The sequence below is a fragment of the Bartonella taylorii 8TBB genome (genome assembly GCF_902825155.1).
GTDB classification, from domain to species: domain Bacteria; phylum Pseudomonadota; class Alphaproteobacteria; order Rhizobiales; family Rhizobiaceae; genus Bartonella; species Bartonella taylorii_A.
In genome coordinates, this window is sequence record NZ_CADEAG010000004.1 from 34,768 (window position 1) to 59,864 (window position 25,097).

General features: G+C 37.4%; 18 protein-coding genes and 1 tRNA gene. 10 read left to right on the forward strand and 9 right to left on the reverse strand.

Going from position 1 to position 25,097, the window contains the following annotated elements; genetic code table 11:
• Positions 1-34 precede the first annotated feature (34 nt).
• Genes J7R13_RS04285 through glyA form a run of 4 tightly spaced genes read right to left on the reverse strand, consistent with a single transcriptional unit; the run spans position 35 to position 3,563 of the window.
• Complete coding sequence (locus J7R13_RS04285; protein ID WP_208437629.1) at positions 35-652, reverse strand: riboflavin synthase; 618 nt, start codon at positions 650-652, stop codon at positions 35-37.
• Complete coding sequence (gene ribD, locus J7R13_RS04290; protein ID WP_208437630.1) at positions 634-1,761, reverse strand: bifunctional diaminohydroxyphosphoribosylaminopyrimidine deaminase/5-amino-6-(5-phosphoribosylamino)uracil reductase RibD; 1,128 nt, start codon at positions 1,759-1,761, stop codon at positions 634-636. The genes J7R13_RS04285 and ribD overlap by 19 nt, the downstream gene beginning before the upstream one ends.
• Entirely contained in the window at positions 1,754-2,236 is a 483-nt protein-coding gene (gene nrdR / locus J7R13_RS04295; RefSeq protein WP_208437631.1) for a transcriptional regulator NrdR, read from the reverse strand. The genes ribD and nrdR overlap by 8 nt, the downstream gene beginning before the upstream one ends.
• A gap of 13 nt (positions 2,237-2,249) precedes the next feature.
• Complete coding sequence (gene glyA, locus J7R13_RS04300) at positions 2,250-3,563, reverse strand: serine hydroxymethyltransferase (protein ID WP_208437632.1); 1,314 nt, start codon at positions 3,561-3,563, stop codon at positions 2,250-2,252.
• 336 nt (positions 3,564-3,899) lie between these two features.
• Here glyA and argC point away from each other — a divergent pair, with 336 nt between their 5' ends.
• Positions 3,900-4,835 (forward strand): N-acetyl-gamma-glutamyl-phosphate reductase, encoded by a 936-nt coding sequence (gene argC, locus J7R13_RS04305; RefSeq protein ID WP_208437633.1) that lies wholly within the window; start codon positions 3,900-3,902, stop codon positions 4,833-4,835.
• Between the two features lie 24 nt (positions 4,836-4,859).
• Here argC and J7R13_RS04310 read toward each other — a convergent pair whose 3' ends face one another.
• The 4 genes from J7R13_RS04310 to hfq all read right to left on the reverse strand — a co-directional run bounded on the left by J7R13_RS04310 (position 4,860) and on the right by hfq (position 9,621).
• Positions 4,860-5,948: a COX15/CtaA family protein gene (locus tag J7R13_RS04310; RefSeq protein WP_208437634.1), complete on the reverse strand. Its 1,089-nt coding sequence runs from the start codon at positions 5,946-5,948 to the stop codon at positions 4,860-4,862.
• A gap of 126 nt (positions 5,949-6,074) precedes the next feature.
• Complete coding sequence (locus tag J7R13_RS04315) at positions 6,075-7,841, reverse strand: hypothetical protein (RefSeq protein ID WP_208437635.1); 1,767 nt, start codon at positions 7,839-7,841, stop codon at positions 6,075-6,077.
• A 141-nt stretch (positions 7,842-7,982) separates the two neighbouring features.
• Complete coding sequence (hflX, locus tag J7R13_RS04320; RefSeq protein WP_208437636.1) at positions 7,983-9,326, reverse strand: GTPase HflX; 1,344 nt, start codon at positions 9,324-9,326, stop codon at positions 7,983-7,985.
• A 55-nt stretch (positions 9,327-9,381) separates the two neighbouring features.
• Positions 9,382-9,621 carry an RNA chaperone Hfq gene (gene hfq, locus J7R13_RS04325; RefSeq protein WP_040296949.1) on the reverse strand — a complete coding sequence of 80 codons (240 nt, stop codon included), beginning with the start codon at positions 9,619-9,621 and terminating at the stop codon, positions 9,382-9,384.
• A gap of 709 nt (positions 9,622-10,330) precedes the next feature.
• Here hfq and J7R13_RS04330 point away from each other — a divergent pair.
• From J7R13_RS04330 to mazG, 8 genes are all read left to right on the forward strand, one after another.
• A complete protein-coding gene (locus J7R13_RS04330; protein WP_208437637.1) occupies positions 10,331-14,893 on the forward strand; it encodes an apolipoprotein A-IV repeat region-like domain-containing protein in 4,563 nt (1,520 codons plus the stop codon).
• 662 nt (positions 14,894-15,555) lie between these two features.
• Positions 15,556-17,874: an NADP-dependent malic enzyme gene (locus J7R13_RS04335; RefSeq protein ID WP_208437638.1), complete on the forward strand. Its 2,319-nt coding sequence runs from the start codon at positions 15,556-15,558 to the stop codon at positions 17,872-17,874.
• Between the two features lie 183 nt (positions 17,875-18,057).
• The gene (locus tag J7R13_RS04340) at positions 18,058-18,342 is read left to right on the forward strand and encodes an acyl carrier protein (protein ID WP_208437639.1); all 285 of its coding nucleotides are present in this window, start codon (positions 18,058-18,060) and stop codon (positions 18,340-18,342) included.
• Positions 18,343-18,353: 11 nt separating this feature from the next.
• Positions 18,354-19,529, forward strand: coding sequence for a beta-ketoacyl-ACP synthase (locus J7R13_RS04345; protein ID WP_208437640.1), 1,176 nt, complete (start codon positions 18,354-18,356; stop codon positions 19,527-19,529).
• Positions 19,530-19,544: 15 nt separating this feature from the next.
• Positions 19,545-20,816 carry a beta-ketoacyl-ACP synthase gene (locus tag J7R13_RS04350; protein WP_208437641.1) on the forward strand — a complete coding sequence of 424 codons (1,272 nt, stop codon included), beginning with the start codon at positions 19,545-19,547 and terminating at the stop codon, positions 20,814-20,816.
• A 68-nt stretch (positions 20,817-20,884) separates the two neighbouring features.
• Complete coding sequence (locus J7R13_RS04355) at positions 20,885-21,913, forward strand: zinc-binding dehydrogenase (RefSeq protein WP_208437642.1); 1,029 nt, start codon at positions 20,885-20,887, stop codon at positions 21,911-21,913.
• Positions 21,914-21,919: 6 nt separating this feature from the next.
• Positions 21,920-22,849 carry a lipid A biosynthesis lauroyl acyltransferase gene (locus tag J7R13_RS04360; RefSeq protein ID WP_208437719.1) on the forward strand — a complete coding sequence of 310 codons (930 nt, stop codon included), beginning with the start codon at positions 21,920-21,922 and terminating at the stop codon, positions 22,847-22,849.
• Between the two features lie 30 nt (positions 22,850-22,879).
• Complete coding sequence (mazG, locus tag J7R13_RS04365) at positions 22,880-23,710, forward strand: nucleoside triphosphate pyrophosphohydrolase (protein WP_208437643.1); 831 nt, start codon at positions 22,880-22,882, stop codon at positions 23,708-23,710.
• A 65-nt stretch (positions 23,711-23,775) separates the two neighbouring features.
• Here the strand turns inward: mazG and J7R13_RS04370 are convergent, their stop codons facing one another.
• Positions 23,776-24,135, reverse strand: coding sequence for an iron-sulfur cluster assembly accessory protein (locus J7R13_RS04370; protein WP_208437720.1), 360 nt, complete (start codon positions 24,133-24,135; stop codon positions 23,776-23,778).
• Between the two features lie 651 nt (positions 24,136-24,786).
• Between J7R13_RS04370 and J7R13_RS04375 the strand changes: the two genes are divergently transcribed.
• A tRNA-Pro gene (locus tag J7R13_RS04375) sits at positions 24,787-24,863 on the forward strand.
• Positions 24,864-25,097 lie beyond the last annotated feature (234 nt).

Here is a 25,097-nt window from a genome sequence, read left to right on the forward strand (position 1 = left end):
ACAAAATTCTAAAAACTAATAATAAAATTTTTTCTTATTCATCTTTTATTTTAAAGCCTGAAAACTTTGCAGCATAACGAGCAAACTGATCGATTTCTAAGTTGACCTGATCTCCAATCTGAGCTTGCCCCCAAGTCGTCATTTCAAGTGTATGACGAATAATCAGAACATCAAAAATACAATCTTCAATAGAATTAACAGTCAAAGATGTCCCATTAAGTGCAATAGAACCTTTGTTTACAATAAAGGACGTAAATCGTGTTGGAATTTGTAGAAAAAAACGAACTGCATCACCTTCATTTTTCTGATCAATAATCTCAGCCAAACCATCAATATGACCAAAAACCAAATGTCCACCTACTTCATCACCCAGCCTAAGGGAACGTTCTAAATTAATAGAAGTTCCTTTTGTCCATTGTGCAAGATTAGTCAAACGCAATGCTTCTTCCCACGCCTCCACCGCAAACCAACTGGTATCCGCTTGCTTTGATCCTCTCTCAACAATTGTCAGACAAATTCCTGAACATGCAATTGATGCACCAATTTCCAAACTTTCTATAGCATAGCGCGTAGCAATATTTAAACGCACTCCTTGCTTTAAAGGTTGAATATCTTCAACACAACCGATATCGGTTATAATCCCTGTGAACATAACGTTTTACGCCTCCATTTATAAAAACGGTCATTTCCAAACATTCTTGACTCAACTTCATAAAATTGCGAGAGATAATTTCCCAAATAAGGGGCTTCAATACGGTTTTTACCTAAAATAACGGGTGCATAAAAACATATCAAATGATCCACACAACCAGCATTTAAAAACTTTTCCCCCGTCTTTACGCCTCCCTCAAGTAAAATACTATTGATTCCACGTTGATAAAGCAGCTGTAAAATGGCAAAGGGTTGTATGCAACCATTGCTCATTTCTACCGAATACACAGACACACCACACTGCTCCAGCGCACTTTTTTTACTTTTCTTTGAAGGATTTGTATCACAAATAACCCATGTAGGAATTTTTGTTGCCGTTTGAACAACTTTTGCATCAAGTGGTATGCATAAATCTGCATCCAAAATAATACGTATCGGCGAACGCATCTCCATCCCTGGCAAACGACAATTTAATTGCGGGTCATCCGCTAGTATAGTACCAATACCAACGAGAATAGCATTATTTTGAGCACGTAAAATATGAGTATGAGTGTGAGAAATAATTCCACTAATTTTTATTCCACCCTGCCCTTTTTTTCCTACACCATTATCAGCAGAAATTGCCATTTTTAAAGTAACGGCACAGCGTTGCAACTTCCTTATACACCAATGCGTACACAACGCTTCAAAAGCTTCTTCAGCCAAAACACCCTCAACCACTTCAATACCAGCCGCACGTAAAAGAGCAATACCACGGCCATCAACTCGCTTATCTAAATCAGTAAGAGCAATAACAACTCGTGAAATACCTGAATCAATGAGTGCATTCACACAAGGGGAAGTTTTGCCATAATGCGAACAGGGCTCTAAAGTCACATAAGCAGTAGCACCCTGAGCTAAAGCACCAGCCATGTGCAAAGCTTGCACTTCAGCATGAGGCCTTCCGTAGATAGCTGTTACACCATAACCCACAATGGATGTTCCTGCACCGTCATCGTTTCGCACAATCAATGTGCCAACGGAAGGATTCTCACCCGTAAGACCAACATGACGCTCGGCTAAACGGATAGCTGCAGCCATAAACCGTTCATCTTGCATTTTTTTATTCATCAAAATGAGATTCTGTATCGGTTATACTCTTTGACAACTCGTCTATAACATCGTGAAAATCACTTGCATTACGAAAATCTCTATAGACAGAAGCAAAACGAATATAGGCAATATCATCAATGCTTTTCAATGCTTCCATCACAAGAAGCCCAATTTTTTCCGAAGAAATCTCAGGTTCCCCTAAGCTCTCGAGTTGACGTACAATGCCAGAAATTGCTCGCTCAATATAGTCTGGATCAATATTGCGTTTACGCACAGCTACATCAACTGATCGCATCAACTTATCACGATCAAATAGCTCACATCGACCACTTTTTTTACAGACCAAGAGCTCACGTAATTGAACACGTTCAAAAGTTGTAAAACGACCACCACAAATAGAACACACACGTCGACGACGAATGACCGCCCCCTCCTCTGCAGGACGCGAGTCTTTAACCTGTGTATCTTCATATTGGCAGTAAGGACAGCGCATCTCTTTTGTGCCCTTAACAAGTGCTAAGATAAGAGTAAAGAGGAAATTTATTCGTTATATCCTCCACCTTTTTCTTAACAGCCATCTCAACGGCATGGTTCTCCTCATCGTTTTTTACCACCCTAAGACCATCAAGAACTTCTGAAATCAACTCACCAATTTGAATAAACTCTTTTTCTGCAAAACCACGTGTCGTCGCAGCAGGTGAACCCAAACGAATCCCTGATGTTATAGATGGTGTTTCAGGATCAAAAGGAATACCATTCTTATTACAGGTAATATGTGCCCGTCCCAAAGCCAATTCAGCACGTTTTCCTGTCAAATTTTTGGAACGCAAATCAACCAACAATAAATGGTTGTCTGTACCACCAGAAACAATATTAAAACCATTACTCTGTAATGTTTTTGCTAAGCTTTTCGCATTGGCAACGACATTAGCACTGTAACTCTTAAAAGAAGGCTGTAAAGCCTCTTGAAACGCAACAGCCTTAGCCGCAATCACATGCATTAAAGGACCACCTTGTAGACCGGGGAAAATCGCCGAATTAATCTTTTTTGCTAAAGCTTCATCATTAGTCAATATCAAGCCACCACGAGGACCTCGCAATGATTTATGCGTGGTAGTTGTTACAATATGTGCATGTGGAACAGGTGAAGGATGAACACCACCAGCAACTAGACCCGCAATATGAGACATATCAACAAGGAAATAAGCACCGACCTCATCTGCAATTTCACGGAACCGTTTCCAATCCCATAAACGAGGATAAGATGATCCGCCTGCTATAATAAGTTTAGGCTTACGTTCCTTTGCAAGCTGCTCAACTTCTTCCATATCAAGAATCTGATCTTCTTGACGTACACCATAGGAAACAACGTCAAACCATTTTCCTGACATATTGACGGATGAACCGTGCGTAAGATGACCACCAGCATTTAAGTCCAATCCCATAAATGTATCACCAGGCTGAAGTAAAGCTAGAAATACAGCCTGATTCATTTGACTACCAGAATGAGACTGAACATTCGCAAAAGCAGCACCAAAAAGCTGTTTTGCCCTTTCAATTGCTAAATCTTCAACGACATCAACAAATTGACAACCTCCATAGTAGCGCTTTGTTGGATAACCTTCTGCATATTTATTGGTTAAAACAGAACCCTGTGCTTCAAGAACAGCTCTTGAAACAATATTCTCTGAAGCAATCAGCTCAATTTCATGCTGTTGACGCTCAAACTCCCTCCTCATTGCATCAAAAATCGCAATATCAACAGTTTGCAAAGGTTCATTAAAAAAGCGCTTTTGTGTGTCATTTTGTTGCTGAGTCATAAAACACATTCCTAACATTAAAAAAATAAAGTCATTGAACGATAACACAGCAAATCACGCAAACCAAATATTTTAAACCACTTTCACTTAAAAATGGTATAAACATTTATCTTACCCTTTGTAACATAAACAACAAAACTCTTCCCCCCACACAAATATGATGCAAAATGGGTATTAAGTTTCCTCTCATATAACTCCTATGTGTCACACTTTTTAAAAGAAAAAAGATATATAATCTCAAGAAATTCAATAATTTAATGACTATCATTTAAATTGGTAATAGTTTAAAATAATTAAGCTGAATATGGCAGAAAAAATGAGTTCAAGGCTGGCAGAATGACAACGAAGGTTTTTATTGATGGTGAACATGGAACAACCGGATTACAGATACAAAAACGACTAGCAGAACGTTCGGATTTTAAATTACTCTCTCTTGCTCATACAGATCGACATAACATTGATATTCGACGGGACTATCTTAATCAAACCGACATTGCTATTTTGTGTCTTCCAGATGATGCTGCACGCGAAACAGTTAGCTGGCTTAAAAATAATAAAAACATTAGAATTATTGATAGTTCAACAGCTCACCGCGTTGCGCCAGATTGGATTTACGGTTTTCCTGAAATGACTGCAGGACAAAAAAAGCGTATCCAAGCAGCACACTACGTGACCAATCCAGGATGTTATCCTACCGGTGCAATTAGTTTGATTCGTCCACTCCGTGAAGCAGGTCTGCTAGATGCGTATTATCCGATATCAATTAATGCAATCTCCGGCTATACTGGTGGTGGGAAACAATTGATTACACAAATGGAAAACCAATCTCACCAAAATGATATTCAGGAAAATTATTTTATCTATGGTCTCAATCTTGCACACAAACATATCCCAGAAATCAAAATCTATGGACAGATCCATCAAACACCCATTTTTGTACCAAGCGTTGGTCGTTTTCCCCAAGGAATAATTGTAAATCTTCCACTACATCGCCATTTATTTACAAAATCAGCTAATTGTTCTAATCTACGCGAAATTCTTGAGAACCATTATGATGGGCAGAACCTCATATCAGTTGCATCACAAGAAGAGACTGATGCACTCACAAAACTCAATCCAGAATACTTAGCACATAAAGACGGGATGAAATTATTCGTGTTTGGCAATGATCATGAAGGGATTTTCAATCTTTGTGCCATATTCGATAATTTGGGGAAAGGTGCATCCGCAGCTGCTGTCCAAAATCTCGACTTAATGCTTTTAGGGAGCTAAACTTTCCTGAGTTCAAACCTTTACTCAACAGCACGGATACGCTCCTTTTGTTGCGCGCCAATGCGCAACTGAAAAACATAAGATTGCTAACGCAACAATTTGGTGAATGAGCCCCAAACTTATGGGAACTTCATGTAACAACGTAAGAATACCCAAGAGTGCTTGAATAACAATCATAATGCATATAATAAATGCACGATGGGAATGGGTTGAACGTGGAACGTTTTTTTGTACATACAAAGCATGAATGACTGCTACAACAAACAAAAAATAAGCAAAAAAACGGTGAACAAATTGAACCGTTAAGGGATTTTCAAATAAATTAAGCCAAACAGGGTTACGCTGCAACAATCCATCAGGAATAATCTGCCCATCCATAAGTGGCCACGTATTATAAACTTTCCCAGCATGGAGCCCTGCAACCAAACCACCGAAATAAATCTCAACCAAAACAAGAACAACAAGCCAACCGGCGAAAGATTGAACCCCTTGATTGGTTGGTTTTTCTGAATATTCTGTAAATCCTCGAGATAAATAAGTAACAAAAATAATAACAAAACACGCTGTTATAAGATGAAATGCTAAACGATATTGACTCACACTTGTCAAATCACTTTGACCAATACCCGAAGCCACCATCCACCAACCAATAAAACCTTGAAATGCAATAAGAATCGGCACAATAGTAAGTTGGAGAAAAATATTTTTTTCAATACGCTTGGTCGCCCAAAACCAAACTAAACCCAATAAAGCCACAAGGCCAACAAGGCGCCCGAGAACGCGATGCGCCCATTCCCACCAGAAAATGACCTTAAACGCATTTAAGGTCATATCAGGATTGAGCAGCTTATATTGCGCTATCTGTTGATATTTTAAAAATTCCTCCTGCCATTGCTCCACACCAATCGGTGGAATGACACCATGAATTGGCTTCCATTCGGTTATCGATAACCCTGATCCCGTCAGACGGGTAGCTCCCCCCACTAAAACAATTGCCAAACAAAGAAATAAAATAAAATAAAGCCACACTTGAATTTGTTTTCGATATTTCTTTTGCAACGGTGTCAAAACACCATCATTCAATTTTTTTACAGCCATCTCTAATTGCCCCACGCCTTTCTCCAACCATAACTTATTTCAAAATCTAAATATTAAGTCTTAGCCATTTTAAATATGTACAACAATCTTAGCGCAAAACAAGCGCACAACTTATAACATGCGATTAACATTCTGCGACATTTATGATGCAACCACACGGTAAACAGTTTTTGGAAACCTACTCACCATTTGCATCATCCAATCCTGTTCGCTGAGAGAAATACTACAAATGTAATGGTCTGTTAATTCTGCAAATTGCTCAAATCCATATTTGGGCTTGCTTGCCATTTCTAAAATGACAAAATCATAATTTTTTTTAAATTCTTGTATTAAATTAGGAATATCATTTGAAAAATCTTGTGCACAAACAGCACTCATTAACCCCTGAGGAAGAATATCAACCCCAGTATCATAATCACGATAAATAACATCCTGCAACTGGGCATTCCCCGTTAAAATATCGCTCAATCCCCGATGTGGACCAATAACTTTTTCTATTTGTTGACCAGAAATATCTATCAATAGAATTGTTTTGCGCTCTTTTACAAGATGGAGAGAGAGCTTTGCTGCCGTCCGTGCAGCCTCTAGCCCAATGATTGAAACAACCGTTGAAGTACGATATTTCAAAAAATCGGATAATCCCTCCATTGTAATAAAAGACTCAAGGTTTTTTATTCTCTTAGAGACTAAAATGCTCTCATCGTTTTTTGAATCATTTTCTTCTGGTTTATCTTTTCCTATTCCAGAGCATTGATAAAACAACAACACGCCTCCAAAAAGAGTGATTAAGCTTGCAAACACACCGACAATAATGTTTTTTCCGTAAAGAGCCATAAAAGAGATTGGTGCTAATGTTGTTGGCATAACCACATGAATCTTTGTGTTTTGCAATAGAGAAGAACCCTTGCTCATCTCTTTTTTTTGCGCATCTACCACGGCTTTTATTTTATTTTCGAGCTCATTAAATAATTGATTCAAAGATAGGGATTGATCTGTTACAAAAAAGCCAATCCTTTTTTTGAGCTGGTTCTCAAATTCCGTTGCAATAACCTCATCTGCATGAACTTGATGAACAATCTGCAATATTTTATTTTCCAATTGGAGAGAAACCGCCTCTAATTCCGCAGTCATTGCCTTAATTTGAGGATGTGTCCAACCCAATTGTGCAACCATATGCGCTCTTTGCGTCTCCAAAAGATCACGTTTAGATTCTAATGCAGAGATCATTGAATTACTTGCAATGAATGATAAAGATAGTAAAGACTGCCCATTTTCACGCATCATGTTGATAGTTGAGTTCAAACTCGTTAAATGAATACGCTTTAAAGTTGCCTGCGTTAATTGCACAGAAAGGTCTTTAAGCTCTGTTTGTTTTACATTGCGGTAAATAAAAGAATCAACAGATGAACGAAAGGCCTGCACTATATTTTGTACCATAGTCTTATCATATTGCTGATCCGCTTGCTGTTTCGTTAACAATAATTTTTGTTTTTGTTTTACAATTGCTTGTGAAAATGCCGAGAACCAAGTCTCCAACCCATGTTGAGCAGCTTCAACAGTTTCAGCTTCAAAAGTAAGATCAATGAAATCACCATTACGAGATAAACGAATATTTTCACGAAAATCTTTCTTCTGATAAACATCTAAAGAAAAATTCTGTAAATTTGAATCATTTAAAAGTATAGACTGTGAAAATAAGAATGCGAGAACATTGTTTTGTTTATCAATTGGCAATGGCTTCCCAACAGAATCAGATAACGAAAATGTCAAGGTTGCTCGATATATCCGTGGCTGAATAAAGTAATACAACCAAATCAAAAATGCACACAGCACCACTAAGAGCAAAATGGCCAAAACATTTCGCAGTTTCATGCATACAAACAGTCTTTTATTATTCTTAAGACTCATCTTTATTTCAACCAGTAAAATACTTCATATTTTTTTATTAAGAGAAAGTAGTAACTATCCCCTTAACTTTAAGTCATATTATTCTGCGATAAGAAAAGCCTAAAAATGAAGAAAAAATGTACAGAAATATCTCAAAAAACTTTAATTCATATTCTGTTTGATATGATCTAGTCGTTTTTTTGCTTCAGAGGTAAGCACTGCTCTAATGGTAACAGAACCATCATCATGTCCTTCCTGCATTATTTCACTAGAGTTTTCATAAAACCAATCAATAAGCGACATTTCATGAGGTCTTAAGAGACATTCAACGTTTTGCATTTTTCCAAAAATTTGCTTTTCAATTACTGTTAATAATTGATCTAGACCATCACTCATAAGCGCTGACACCATTACTGCAGGATTTAACCGTGTTTTTGCGCTTGTTTGCAAAACATTCAATGCGTGCTCATCCAATAGATCAATCTTATTCCAAACTTCTATAATATGCTCTGTATCATCAACATTGATACCAAGACTTGAAAGCACTTCTAAAACATCTTTGGCATGCGCATAATGATCAACATCTGCCATATCTCTCACGTGAAGAATGAGAGCAGCTTCAACTACTTCTTCAAGGGTTGCTCTAAAAGCTGCAATCAAATGCGTTGGTAAGTTAGAGATAAAACCTACAGTATCAAATAAAAGAATAGTTTTTCCATGAGGAAGAATAACTTTGCGCAAAGTTGGATCAAGCGTTGCAAACAACATGTCCTTTGCTAAAACATCTGCACTACTTAACTGATTAAAAAGAGTTGATTTTCCCGTATTTGTGTATCCTACTAAAGCTACAACAGGATGGGAGGCTTTTTTTCTTTTAGCTCTATGAAGAGCACGTGTTTTAATAACTGTTTCCAATTCGCGGCGGATACGAATAATTTTCTCTTGCAAAATACGCCTATCCGCTTCAATCTGAGTTTCACCAGGACCGCCTAAAAAACCACGGCCACCACGCTGCCTTTCTAGGTGTGTCCAACTGCGCACAAGCCTGCTTTTTTGATAAGACAAATGCGCCAATTCGACTTGCAAAACCCCTTCTTTTGTCTGCGCACGATCCCCAAAAATTTCAAGAATCAAAGCTGTTCTATCGATAACTTTGCAATTCCATAATTTTTCTAAATTACGCTGTTGCACTGGTGTTAAAAAATAATCTATAATCGCAAGCTCAATATAATATTCACTTATATAATCGGCAAGCGCATCTACTTTCCCCTTTCCCAATAAAGTTGCAGGACGAGGCGCAGTGATATTCACCGTTTCATAATGAACAACTTCCAACCTTATAGCACGCGCCAACCCCAACGCTTCTTTAACCCGAGAAGATACTGAACATCTACTGGAAGCGCCTTCACCTTTATTTTCTTGGAAAATCGGTACCACAACAAGTGCGCGCACCTGTTTTGCAACCTGTGAAGAAAATCCCCAAAATCTCTCATTTTCATTTATCACGGCAATCTAAGCACTTTATAAAATGGAGTAAGAAGACTAGAGTAAAGTAAATTTCTTATTCAGAATTTTCACTTTCAAACATCTGCACAGGTTGTCCCGGCATAATTGTAGAAATAGCATGCTTATAGACCAATTGTGCATGTCCATCACGACGTAAAAGAACACAAAAATTATCAAATGAGGTTACAATACCCGTCAGTTTAACGCCATTTACAAGAAAAATTGTAAGAGAAATTTTTTGCTTGCGCACCGTATTTAAAAATACATCTTGCAGGTGTTGTGATCGTTCTGCCATTATTCTTACACCTTCATCTCGAATTACATGAAATATTCGTGCACGCATATCGACTGAAAAATATCCAATTGTCAACGTATTAGCTTCAAAAATTAGCAAAAGATAACTTTAATGTTGAAAAAAAGAACCTTTAAGGCAACAAGCACTACAAACTGTGAAAATCTGTCATCGAATATGAAAATCTTCCCACGTTTGCTTTTATGCATTACAATTAAAAAATGATCTTTTATTTTGTTTCCAAAGCACTGTACATATCCTATTTTGGATTCTGTGCCCTTTAAGGGAACATATGGTTACCTAAACTAAGAAGAATTAAATATTATATCTCTATGATTCGTCAACTTATCATGGAAAAAAGAAATGATAGATTGCATAACATCAATGTATCCACACACCATAGATTCTTTTTAAAAGACTGTGCATAACTGTCGTTTAATTGTGCCTACCCACAATATAATAGGCTTGTAATTCTGTCATAAACAAAAGTTGTAAACAGCATTTTCATTTTTGTTATACTCAAATACAATATTGTTTTTATTGTATTTTATACAATTTCTGAACAGGTTAAAAGAACTGTGTTAACTTTATCCTGATAAGTTTTCAAAATTTTGCTCTAAACATATTCCTTTCTGAATGATTAACGGCTAGTATACTAGAAAATCTGGAGAAGGATGTATCTCTTTTCCATCTGTAAGAGTACGAGGCGAGTATGGCACGTAGAACCAAGTTGCAAACATTTGAAATTGAAGTCGAAGAAGCTCTCACAAAAGCCATGAATTTTGATTTTGATAATGCTGCAATTGAAGCGATATCATTCAATAATTCTGAAAATGTCGTTAATGTAGATGATTTGATTCAAAAGATTGCAATAGCAGAAGAAGAAATTTTTGCTGAAAATGGTACTTCAACTCTCGTCTCAGATATTCATGACAACGCTGCTATTGATGAATCCGTTGTTGAGCAGCTTTTCTCTCCAAAACCTGCACCTGAACTTTCGGGTGGGACTGTTAATAGCACGTTATTGTCGACAAAACTTCTTCCTGCTAATGATGATATAACAACTCCTTTAAATACTGAATTATTAAAAGAGCGTTCTACCTCTCGGGTCTATTGGTATACAACAGCACTCAGTGCTTTATGGGCAACGGGAGGTGCTTTTATTGCTCATAAGTTAGCTCCCACTGGCCTCAATTCCTTATCGAATATCACTACCTTTGTTTCATCTTCAACAGGTCTAGCTGTAGCGGCGGGAACAGCAATCCCTATCCTTGTATCTTGGGGATTCGCTCAATTAACAAAACGTTCGAACGAATTGCATAATATTGCTCTTCTTATGACAAATGCTGCACAACGCCTCAGTGAACCACAACATATATCTGAAAAACAAGCTATCGCTATAGGGCAAACCATTCGCGAAGAAGTAGCAGCAATGAACGAGGGAATTGAGCGCACTCTTGGGCGCGCTGTTGAACTTGAAGCTATCATACAAGGTGAAGTTCATAATCTGGAACAAGCTTATGCTGAAAATGAATCGCGCATTCATACATTAATCAAAGAATTAAGCAATGAACGTATAGCCATTTTGAATCATGCTGATCGCGTACAGTCAACAATTAAGGGCACACAGGAACAGCTAAGTGATGAATTTGGCTTAGTTACCTCCAAAATCGTAACCAATGTTGAAAAACTGGTGCAGACTCTTTCCCAGACTTTACAAAAACAGGGAGAAGATCTTGTTGCAAAACTGTCCTATGCCGGTGATGGCGTAACAAATCAGCTCGTTAAAAAATTTAATGAAACCACGACACAAATTCAGCAAAAAAACACACAGTTTTTCCATGAATTAGGGAAAAACTTTGATGGTTTCTCAGAACGTTTTGATAATAATGAAAAACAAATAGAAAAAACCTTTAATGAAACAGCTGCTAAAGCTGAAATGCACATCGCTAAAATTACGACACATATACAAACAGCAACAGAGCAGACTCTCCATAATGTTGATGAAAAATTTAAAGCACTGGATGAATCCATTATTGATCGCAATAATCAATTTCTGCAGAGTTTTGATGAAAAAATCATACAACTCGATGAAAAAGCATACAAACTTTCTTCTAAATTTGACAATGTCACTTCTGAAGCAATTGAAGCCTTTGAAAACCGTTTAGCAACTGTTGATCTCTCTCTTAAAGAGCACAGCGATTCTATAATCGAATCCTTCATAGCTCGCAGCCAAACTCTAGAAGACAATGCTGAAAAACTGAGTAATTTCTTGGAAGATCATATCTTGCAAATTAATGCAAATCTCCAAGAAAGAACGGCTGATATTACCGAAGCGTTTACAAATGGACATGAAACTATTCTTTCCACAATCGACAAAAGCAAAGAAAGACTAAGAGAAGAAGTTCGATATGTCGATAATGCGATTGTCGATATCATACAAGAGCGTTCGCAAGACTTCAAATTACAACTTTCTGATCAAAGAGCTCTGATAGCAGATATGCTCGATAACGAAAAAAATAAAATCGCTGATACATTAAAAAATCAGATTGATGTTTTAGCTCAAAACACTTCAAGTCTTGAAAAAGTTTTGATTGATAATGTTCAAATCGTTGATCAGCACGCTGAAAATCATCTCGCAAATATAGTTCAATGTACAGATAAACTACAAGAAGTCATTGTACAAAGCTGCAATACAACAAAAGATGCTTTAGAAGCACAAGCTAGAAATATTGATATACGTGCCGACGCTCTGCGTGATTCGTTAGCGATTAATAGTTTTTCTCTTAATGAAGTTCTTGCAGATCAAGCACGCACACTCGAGCAACGGATGGAAACGATCCATAATCTCATCACCAAAAGTGATATACATGTTGATACCGCATTAAAACAGCAAATAGACTTAGTTGAAAATGCAATTATTGCCAACAATAAGAATATTACTGAGACTGTACAAGGTCATATCAAAGACCTCGAAAACCAAGCTGAAATTCTAAAGAATACTCTCTCTCAATCTAGTGGTACATTCTTTGAAACCCTTGAAACACGCATAGAATCTTTTGACGCAAATTTAGAAAATCGTGCACACAAAATTTTTGAACGTGCAAGCACACTAGAAGAAACATTGTCAGAAAAACTTGGACAAGTATGTGAAACCATAGAGATGCAAACATCTGCTTTTGACGAGCGCTCTGACACATTAAAAACATCTATCATGCTTAGTAATGAACAAAGCCAGATAATGCAACAAGCACTTGAAACAAGCGTTGATAATATACGAATCACATTAGAAGATTCGGTTAACACTGTTACAGGCAGCTTACGTGATAAAGTTTTGGAAGCCTCTGATATTCTTTCGTCTACAGGTGAACAAATTCTTTCATCTGTAGCTGATGTTGCTATGAAAGCGGAAAATGTTCTCTCGGCATCTGGTAATCGCATTGTATCAAACGTTAAACAAACAGTTTATGATACCAGTGAAAAAGTTCTGTCTGTGTTGTCTGAACAAACGGCTCATACTGTCGAAGCCTTCACCACGGCCAGTCATAATGCACAAGCGTTGTTGAATGAAACAATTCATACTTCAACAACAGCAATTGAACAAGTCCTTAGCGAACGTTGCAATGTTCTGCATCACTCCATGCAGAATCTTAAAAATAATTTAGGATATCAGCTTTCTGATGTGAGTAGCCGTTTGGAAGAAGCAAACAATCAAACAGCCACTCAAATTTCAGAACATGTTGGAAAGATCACAGAACTGACAAACCACTTAAATCAAGCTGCGCAAAGTACAACAGAGTCAATTGGTTATTTAACACAGCATATCGGTGAACAACTCTCCCTTTCAACACAAGATGCTGAACAGAGGATTTATGCCCATAATGAATCTTTAGTAAATAGCTTGGCACAAACCAACTCTGAAACACTTCAAACAGTAAATGCTATGAAGGAAGATTTTGTTAATAATGTCTCATCTATCGTTGCGCAGTTAAATCAATCCATTTACAGATTCCATGAAAATAGTGATGTTTTATTATCAGCCGTTCAAAATATTGATGGTAAATTTAGTGAAACAGCGAGTAATTTTTTCCGCAGTACTAACCAAGTAGCAGAGCATCTATCAGCCTCAAATGAAGTGCTCAGTAATAACGTTGAAGTTCTGCAAGGAATCTCACAAAATACATTTGAGCAAATTAGCCATATAACAAGCAGTTTTGGGGAACATGCTAAAACACTTTCTGAGACTATTCGCGTTCTCGAGCAATCTGAAAACTCACTCAGCATAACACTTGAAGAAAAACACAACACACTTTCTGCATTAAGCGATGCTCTTATTTCGAAATCTAATGAAATCAATCAATTAATTGAACATTATGAAAATATTCTCAACTCAGCACTTGAACGCACTGACAAAAATGCGCGTAACTCCACACATTCACTCCAACAATCACTTAATCAGCTTATTAACGAAGCCTCAACGCGTTTTTCAGGGGCAGCAGAAGATATACGTCGCTCAGCCGATGAAGTTCGTTTAGAATTTTCAAAAATTAATAAAGATATTAATGAGAATGTTCAAAAGCTGCCTGCAAAGACGAAAGAAACAACACAAACAATTCGCACTGCTCTAAATGAACAAATTACAGCATTAAAGGACTTGGTAAGCGTTATACAAAAAAACAATAAACAGAATGCGAATGAGCCAATAATACCGGTAATTCCTACATCATCAACGCCCAAAAGGAGCGATAGTATTTCCCCTGAAGTCATTAAGAAGATAGTGCCACCTAAACCTATTTTGCAGCAAAATCAAAGCAAAAAAAGGCAAAATAAATGGGTATCGAACCTCCTAGAAAGAGCTTCACGTGAGGAATCATGGTATGATGAAATGCCTAGTGATGCTGTTTTTACACCAATACAAACAAAACCGCGTCCTGCAAGTGAATCTCTTAATTCATTAGCGGCAGGTATAGTACGAGCTATTAATCATAATGCTGTCGTTGAACTATGGGATCATTATCAGCGTGGACAAAAAAATATTGTAACAGAACGCCTTTATACTTTGAATGGGAAAACAATATTTGAGATGATTAAGAAAAAATATATGAGCGATATTGATTTTAAACGCTCGGTTAATCAGTATATTGTAGATTTTGAAAAACTATTACGTAATGTATCTGGTAGTTCTAGTTCTTCTAACTCAGTTCGAAAATATTTGATATCTGATACTGGAAAAGTCTACACTATGCTTGCTCATGCAAGTGGTCGCATCCAATAGATACAAATAGAAGTGGAAAAAATATTTTTTCCACTTTTTCCTTTTTTGGTTTAGTTATCCTTCATCATCATGTAACGCACTGAGTGCAAATGTAGTGTTATGTACAAAAGTGATGATTGGCATGAGATTTCTTGTGATATTTTAAGCAATACCGCTATTTTTTAAATACGCATGATCAATTACCAGACAGCATATAAATAGAATAAGCATAACTCCCTCTACTTCCCCCTAGCCCCTTCACTTCTATTATTAAAGACAAATATGGTATACGAATGCTATACTCACTTATAGAAATGTAAAGAAAGCATATGTTGATGAAAATCAGGCTCAATGAATAAACAGTCCCCTTCTTTCCTTTCTCATCAGCATTGCAAAAAAAATAACTGCTTGGTAATGTAACTGCTAGTAATATTTTACTTGTTTTTTTAAAATGACGAGCTTCTGCGAATTTTGTTAAGGAGAGAAGATTAATTGCGCTAATACCGATGAAGTTTGTTAATAAGCGCAGACACAAAGGAACATCGAACTGATTAAAGATCCAGGAAGATTTTCTCATGCTCACGTATTTTTATATTCAGAGAAATGAGGATCTATCAGTGAAAACAATCTTATCGTAGATGGAACATCTCACATCAACATACACAAACCTGGATATCGTAAAAATGTCTACAGAACGAAATAGTGATTTCAGTTTACAAAAAGCTGAACTTGATAGTGCCGCACTTTTTTATCACCAGCATCCCAAACCTGGAAAGTTGGAAATACAAGCGACAACACCTCTTGATAATCAACGTGATCTAGCTCTTGCTTATTCTCCAGGTGTCGCGGCACCGTGTCTTGCAATTCATAAAGATCCAAATCTTGCTGCTCAATATACTTCCCGTTCTAATTTAGTTGCCGTCATATCGAATGGAACTGCTGTTCTTGGATTAGGAAACATTGGTCCCCTCGCCTCAAAACCGGTTATGGAAGGAAAAGCTGTTTTATTTAAAAAATTTGCGAATATTGATGTTTTTGATATTGAAATTGATGCACCCAATATTGAACAAATGGTACAAACGGTATCTGCCTTAGAACCCACATTTGGTGGTATTAATCTTGAAGATATAAAAGCTCCTGAATGTTTTGAAATCGAAGAAAAACTCCGTGCTAAAATGAATATTCCAGTTTTCCATGATGACCAACATGGAACTGCCATTATTGTTTCTGCAGCCGTATTAAATGCGTTAAATCTTTCAGGAAAAAAAATTGAAAATGCAAAAATAGTTGCCTCGGGTGCAGGTGCCGCAGCTCTAGCTTGTATTAACCTTTTAGTCCGTCTTGGAGCAAAAGTTAAAAATATTTGGATTAGTGATTTAGAGGGTGTTGTTTATGAAGGTCGCAAAACACTTATGGATCGCTGGAAAATCAATTATGCACAAAAAACTGATGCGCGAACTTTATCCGAAATTATTGATAATGCGGATATTTTTCTAGGCGTTTCAGCAGGAGGTGTTTTGAAATCTGAATATCTAAAAAAAATGGCTCCAAATCCATTAATTTTAGCACTCGCTAATCCAATACCAGAAATTATGCCAGAAGAAGCGCGTTCTGTGCGGCCTGATGCAATGATCTGTACAGGGCGTTCTGATTATCCCAATCAAGTCAATAATGTTCTTTGTTTTCCCTACATCTTCCGCGGTGCATTAGATGTCGGTGCTACAGCAATCAATGAAGAAATGAAAATGGCCGCGGTTCATGCAATTGCTGCTCTCGCTCGCGAAGAAACTTCAGATGTTGCAGCACGTGCATACTCAAAGAAACCACCCAGTTTTGGTCCAGACTATCTCATTCCCTCCCCCTTCGATCCGCGCTTAATACTACGCATTGCTCCTGCCGTTGCTAAAGCAGCAATGGAAACGGGTGTAGCAATTCGGCCAATTGAAAATATGGAAACTTATCATGATACCCTTAATCGATTTGTATTTCGTTCTGGATTAACAATGAAGCCTGTTTTTGCTGCCGCAAAAACAGCAAAACGTAAACGCATCATTTATGCCAATGGTGAAGATGAACGCGTGCTTCGAGCTGCACAAATTGTACTTGAAGAACAAACTGCGATTCCTCTCCTCATTGGTCGTCCGCATGTTATAGAAGCAAGATTAAAACGCTTTGGTCTAAGAATTCGCCCCGGCATAGATTTTGAACTTACAAATCCAGAAAATGACCCACGTTTTCGTGATTATGTTAATTTATTTCTTCATTACACAGGAAGACGTGGTGTTTCACCCGAAGTTGCAAAAACAATCGTCAGAACATCAACAACAGCGATTGCAGCCCTCGCTGTAATGCGTGAAGAAGCTGATGCAATGATTTGTGGCTTAGAAGGGCGTTTTGAACGCCATCTTGAATTGATTGAACAAGTTATAGGACTTGATTCCAATGTTCGTCATTTTTCTGCTGTGAGTTTGCTTATTTCTCCACGTCGTACTCTTTTTCTGACAGATACTTACGTCAATGAAGATCCTTCTGCAGAAGAATTGGCAGAAATGACAGTACTGGCAGCACAAGAAATTGAAGCATTTGGTATAACACCAAAAGCAGCATTATTATCACACTCAAACTTTGGCTCAAAAAATACAGAAAGTGCGCGTAAAATGCGCCGTGCAACTGAAATTCTTGCTAAATTATATCCAAATTTAGAAGCCGATGGAGAAATGCACGGCGATGCTGCACTTTCTAAAGTTTTTCGTGATCGCGTTTTTCCTGATTCACGTCTCAAAGGCGAAGCTAATTTACTTGTCTTTCCAACACTTGATGCAGCTAATATAACACTCAATCTCGTAAAAAATCTAACCAATGCTCTTCATGTAGGACCGATTTTGATTGGAGCCTCACGTCCTGTCCATATCCTTACACCTTCAGTAACTTCACGAGGAGTTGTTAACATGACAGCTCTTGCAGTCCTCGCTGCAAATAGAAAAAACTCCAAAACGAGATAAATAAAAATAAGCAAACTCACAATAAAATTTCAAAGTTTTTAAAAATTTCAAAATGTAGCATTTCATGCACTGCAAATGCATTTGCCTATAGAAAAGACAGCTATATTCTTGATTAAGTCTTTTTTTTCAAGGGAAAAAAGGTTAGAAGAAGAATATGTTTATTTTATGATAAGGAATTGGATATTGCCCTCTACGTTTGATAAAGTCGCTGATATTATAGCAGAAATTAGTGAAATTGATCGCAGCACAATTGCACCTGAAAGCCATACAATTGACGATTTGGGAATCGATAGTCTTGATTTTCTTGATATTGTTTTCGCTATTGATAAAGCTTTCGGAATTAAAATTCCACTAGAACAATGGACGCAAGAAGTCAACGAAGGTGCAGCTGCAACGGAAAAATATTTTGTTCTGAAAAATCTTTGTGCAAAAATTGATGAACTCGTTGCCTTAAAACAGGCGGAGTAATTTTTTGCATCATGCATGATCAAGCTGTACTCATTACTGGGATAGGAATCATAAGCTCTCTGGGTGAAGGGATTAATCATCATTGGGATCTCTTGAACAATCCAACAGTTACACCAAACCTTGATTGTACAACTTTTTCACCTTATATTGTTCATCAATTGCCCGAAGTTGATTGGAGTTTACAAATTTCCAAAAAAAGTGATCAACGGCAAATGGGCACATGGCAACGCCTTGGTACCTATGCAGCTGGTCTTGCTCTTGATGATGCAGGCATGAAGAATAATGAGCAATTAACATCAACAATGGATATGATCGTTGCAGCAAGTGGGGGAGAACGTGATATCGTTGTTGATACACAAATTCTCTCACAAGCACGTAAAGTACCTGATCATGAATTCATGTTAAATTCGGTTCTTTCGACTGAACTTCGTCCAACTTTGTTTTTGGCACAACTCTCAAATCTTTTAGCTGGAAATATTTCAATTGTTCACAAAGTAACAGGATCTTCTCGTACGTTTATGGGAGAAGAAGGCAGCGGACTTTCTGCACTTCAAATTGCTGTAGCTCGTATTCGCTCAGGCCAGAGTACACATGCACTGGTGGGAAGCTCTTATAATGCACAAAGCTATGATATGTTGTTGTCCCATGAACTTGGAGGACTCTTAACACACAGTGGATGGGCACCAGTGTGGGAACGTCAAAATTATCCTGGGGGCGGTGTTATAACTGGTTCTGGTGGTATTTTTCTGGTCCTTGAAAGTAGAAAACACGCAAGAAAACGTAATGCACATGCTTATGCTGAAATTAGCCAGATCATCACGGATCAAACAGACAGAAAAAAAATTCCGCTTGAAGAATCAATTGTATCAATGTTGAAAACAATAGAGGCTAAATCTGCTTTAACCATTTCAGCTGCTTCAGGATTTCACGAAGTAACAGAAGCAGAAAAAAGTGCTCTTGAGGCTGCTGATATATCTTACCGCGGAGTTACAACATTATTTGGTTATATGCGGGAAGCGCAATTTCCTTTAGCACTTGCGCTTGCCGCACTTACTGTCAAAAAAAGACACAGTTTTCCAGCGTTAAGTACTCATGAAAAGCCTTTTTCTAAAGAAGTACGTCAGGCGTTTGTGACAACCATTGGTATAAAAAGAGCTGAAGGTATGGCCCACCTAACTGCTGTTTGAGGGAGATTTTTATTAGTGGCATATAATGATCATTCTGGACGTCCACTTGTCGCAATAACTGGGGCAGGAATTATAACATCACTAGGACAAGGAAAACACGAAAATTGGCAAAAATTAACAAGTGGTGTGAGTGGCATCCATAAAATAACACGCTTTCCCATCCAAGGATTAAATACATGTATCGCTGGAACAGTTGATTTTCTTGAAAAAAGCACACTTGGTGCTGCAGCTCTTTCTGAAAAACTTGCGAATCTTGCAGCAGAGGAAGCTATAGAGCAAGCAGCTCTTGATAAGAAAAATTTTAATGGACCACTTTTTTTAGCTGCTCCTCCTGTTGAGCTTGAGTGGAAAGCGCGTTTTATTCTTGATCAAAGGGGTTCTAATAATGAACCTTCCTATGCAAATCTTCTTGAAGTCTGCCGCCATAAATTCCAAGAAACACTCTTTGAAACCACACAATTTGGGGCAATTGCAGAAAAACTTCAGAAAAAATTTGGAACAAAAGGACTTCCTGTTACACTTTCAACCGCTTGCGCATCTGGTGCAACAGCAATCCAATTAGGTGTCGAAGCTATTCGACGGAAAGAAACGAATCGTGCACTCACGATTGCTACAGATGGTTCAGTTTCAGCAGAATCTCTTATCCGTTTTTCATTATTGTCTGCTCTTTCAACCCATAATGATCCTGCAGAAAAAGCCGCAAAACCCTTTAGCCGTGATAGAGATGGTTTTGTTATGGCAGAAGGATCAGGCGCTCTTGTTCTCGAATCTCTCAAAAGCGCATTAGAGCGTAATGCGACAATTTTAGGAATTTTAGCTGGCTGTGGAGAAACAGCAGACGATTTTCACCGTACGCGTTCAAAACCCGATGCATCCCCAGCAATTGAATCAGTTCGCAAAGCCTTAGATGATGCAAAAATAACCATCAATGAAATTGACTATATTAATGCACACGGAACCTCAACACCCGAAAATGAAAAGATGGAGTATCTCGCATTATCAACAGTCTTCGGTGATATTTTAGAAAATATTCCTGTCTCTTCTAATAAATCAATGATTGGCCACACATTAACTGCTGCCGGTGCTATAGAAGCTGTTTTCTCGCTTTTAACTATTCAATCTGGGGTACTTCCCCCTACAATCAATTATGATGATCCTGATCCTACTATCCCTTTAGATGTTGTTCCTAACCATAGCCGTAAAGCCTGTGTCAATGCGGTTTTATCAAACTCATTCGGATTTGGGGGTCAAAATACAAGTCTTGTTATCACTGCATATAAAAGATAATCCTTTTAATATTGATTAAATTTTGTAACACTTAACTTAACAGCCATATATATTAAGGGGGGATAATAATGCGTGCACTGCAACTATTGAATGGACGCCGACTTGAAATCACCGATATCGCCACGCCACCACCACCGAACCCTGATGAAGTAACAGTGCATATAAAAGCCGTTGCTCTTAATCATATTGATGTATGGGGCTGGCGTGGTATGGCCTTTGCAAAAAGAAAAATGCCACTCGTAATTGGCGCAGAAGCTTCCGGCGTAGTTACCCAACTAGGGAGTAATGTTAAAAATTTACAACTCGAACAGATCGTCTCAATTTATGGTGCACAAACCTGTGGAATATGCCGAGCCTGCCGTGAAGGACGTGACAATCTTTGCAATCATGTAAAAGGCGTCTACGGTTTTCATCTTGATGGATTTGCCTGTGAATTTGTTAATTTGCCGGCGCGTCTATTGGTCCCAGCCCCTCCAGAATGTGATGAACTTCAAGCAGCTGTCGCTCCAATTACTTTTGGCACTGTAGAACATATGCTTTTCGATAATGCAAAACTACAAACAGGAGAAACAGTTCTGATACAGGCAGGCGGTTCTGGTATCGGCTCTGCAGCTATTCAACTCGCAAAACATATGGAATGTACAGTTATTACAACTGTAGGTTCAGATGAAAAAATAGCAAAAGCGCAATCTCTTGGAGCAGATCATGTTATTAATTACCGTAAAGATCGTTTTGAAGGCGTTGTCCGAAAATTAACTCAAAAAAAAGGTGTTGATGTTGTTTTTGAGCATGTAGGAGTCGATACATGGAGCGGTTCTTTGTTGTGTATGAAACGAGGAGCACGCTTAGTAACTTGTGGTTCTACTTCTGGAGTTACAGCTCCACTAAATCTCATGCAGTTATTTCAGCAACAACTTAAAATATTCGGTTCATTTGGCTGTCGTATAGAAAATATGCAAAACGCCATGCAGAAAATGGCACAAGGGGTTGTACACCCTATCATTGATACAATTGTTGGATTTGATGAAATTGACACGGCTTTAAAACGAATGGAAAGCCGAAATGTTTTTGGTAAAATTATTCTTAAAATTGATTGAATTATGATGAAGATTTATATTAAAAGTCTTGTATACCGTATTAAAATTATAGTAAAAAAGTCATCTTATTTGTTGTGGGGATATCTGCTCATCGGTTCCTTATTTATTTTAAAATATTTTCCTACCAATATTGGATTTTCTTTTTTTTCTTGGTTAGCAAAAAGACTCGGTCCCCTTACACATCGCCACCAAATCGCGCTCACAAACCTTAGAGCTGCATATCCAGAAAAAACAGAAGAAGGACTTCAAATAATTGCGATAGAAATGTGGCAAAATATAGGACAATTTCTAGCGGAATATATTTTTCTTGATAAAATTTTTGATTTTGATCCTCATGCGGAGAAGCCAGGTCTTATTGAGGTTAAAGGTGCTGAAATATTTAAGCGATTAAAAAATGAAAAGAAACCGCATATTTTTTTCACAGCGCATACCGGAAATTTCGAACTTCTTCCTATATGCGCACAAAGTTTTGGCCTAAATGTTACAGTACTCTTTAGGCCCCCTAATAATCCTTATATTGCAAAGCGAGTCCTTAAAGCCCGGAAAACTTCCATGGGACATCTCGTCCCATCTAAAGCCGGTGCTGCTTGGGCATTAGCAGCCAAGTTAGCAGAAGGTGAAAATGTTGGTATGCTCGTCGACCAAAAATTTCACCGTGGTGTTTTAGGAATATTTTTTAACAGACCTCTTAAAACAAATCCCTTAATTGTAAAACTTGCACGACAATATAATTGTGATATTTATCCAGCACGTTGTATCCGTCTAGCCGGAGGACGCCATCGTTTAGAGCTATATGAGCGTGTAAAGCTTCCACTTGACGAAAAAAATGAGATTGATATAGCCGCTTCTACACAAAAATTAAATGATATTGTTGAAAGTTGGGTACGTGAATATCCTGGGCAATGGGCGTGGTTACACAGACGTTGGGATAGCTAATATATCATAGCATTTATAGGAGAAATATAAGTGTTAGCGTCAAAAGATATCAATGATCTTATCACAATTGTTACAGCATTACGAAACCGTGATAGCGGATGTATCTGGAATATAAAACAAACATTTGAATCCCTCATACCCTATATGCTTGAAGAAGTTTACGAGGTTATCGATGCCATTGAACGAAAAAATCGAATGGATCTTTGCGAAGAACTTGGTGATCTTCTTCTACAGGTCGTCTATCATACTACAATTGCACAAGAAGAAAGTTACTTTACTTTCGAAGATGTTGTTTACGCAGTCACTGCAAAAATGATTCGTCGCCATCCTCACGTTTTCGGAAATGCAGAGCAAAAAAAACGTGGTTTTGTAGCAGAAGAATGGGAACATATAAAAAAAAGAGAGCAAGCTGAACAAAAAAAGTGCTCCGAAAAAGAAAATTTATTAAACAGTTCTACAACAAGCATTCTTAAAAAAGTAAAAAAGATTCAACCAGCAGACCAAGAAGCACTCGCTTTACAAAAAGCCGCAGCTAAGGTAGGTTTTGATTGGCGTGAAAATCATAAAGTTTTTGCAAAAATAGAAGAAGAACTTAATGAACTCAAAGAAGCAATCAAAAATAATAAAATATCAGATATAGAAGAAGAGTTCGGTGATCTTTACTTTACCCTACTTAATCTCGCACGCCACTTGGATATTGATTCACAAAAAGCATTAAAAAAAACAAATACAAAGTTTCGAAATCGTTTTACCTATATTGAAGGAAATCTATCCGCTCAATCTAGAACACTGGCTGATGCATCCTTAAATGAAATGGAAGATCTCTGGAATAAAGCTAAAAATGGAAGACAAAAAACATGAGATTTCATCAACCTAAAATCCAAGAAAATCCCTCAACTCATTAAATTCAATTGACTTTATACATTTCAACTAATTGATTTTGCAAGAGCTGGACGAAGTTCTACTGATTCGCCACATCCACATGCGGAAACTTGATTAGGGTTTTTAAATACAAAACCGGAACGAAGTGCCGTCACTTCATAATCTACCTGCGTACCTAATAAAAATAATACTGCATCATGTGCTATAAAAACACGAGCGCCATTCACTTCAACAACATCTGCATCCAGCCCCTCTTCCTTTACAAGGGTAATTGTATACTCCATCCCCGCACAACCGCCTTTCTTGATACCAATAAGAATACCACGCGCATCTTTGGCATCCATAATCGCTTTAACACGATCTACTGCAGCTTCTGTTAAATTTATTACCGAAAAACGGCTCATCATTTACCCTTTTCTTTCCAAAAAAAAACCTTGAAAGTATTTCAACTACAACATTTTATTTACCTGGTATATCTGATACAAAACAACAAGATATAAATTGAAATGTTTTGACCTTTTCTTATCGGGATAAAAGCTTCATATCTAGCTATTTAGATTTGTAATTGTGCAATCTGAAAATTCCATTTTACTATCTTCGCATCTCATACAAAATGCTTTTTTTACGCAAAACAAAAACGGAGAAAAATTTCTCCAATATCATCTATCTGCTACCATACTTATAAAAGTTTCTACCTTTTTGGAAAAATCTCAATAAACAAACAGAAATACTAAAAAGGTATCATTCTTCTATAACACCTCTTAAATATCAGAAAAAATGAATGCGTTTAAAAGCATACAAATCCTATCTTATACCTCACAATTCACACAAAATAATTAAAATAAATATGTGAATATAACAGCGATAAAATAACAACAAAATCAAGAGCTGAACAGTTTAATTATTTATCTTAATGAACAAAGAAATATCAAAACGCAAAGTTTCATTTTCACTCTAGAAAGCTCTCTTTAAAAGTGCAAAAGCATTTTAGATTTGATTCTATTTATTTTTCTCTTGCCTTTAAAGAAACAGTCATTTAAGCGTTTTACACAGTTCGGAGCGTAGCGCAGCCTGGTAGCGCACTTGACTGGGGGTCAAGGGGTCGTGGGTTCGAATCCCGCCGCTCCGACCACTTTTCCCGAAGAATATATCAGTAAATACAGAATGTATTTTTTTGAATGAGACTATTATCTTTTAGCATGATGAAGCTTTAAAAATCTATTCCATTTTCTCAATATACAGCAATACGCAGTAGAATCATTGCCATAAACTAGAATAGGTAGTCTTACTTAAATAGTATTCTTTTTAAGAAAAAATATATAAAACGCGAGACCTTATGTCTCGCGCCACTTCGCTATCTCAATGA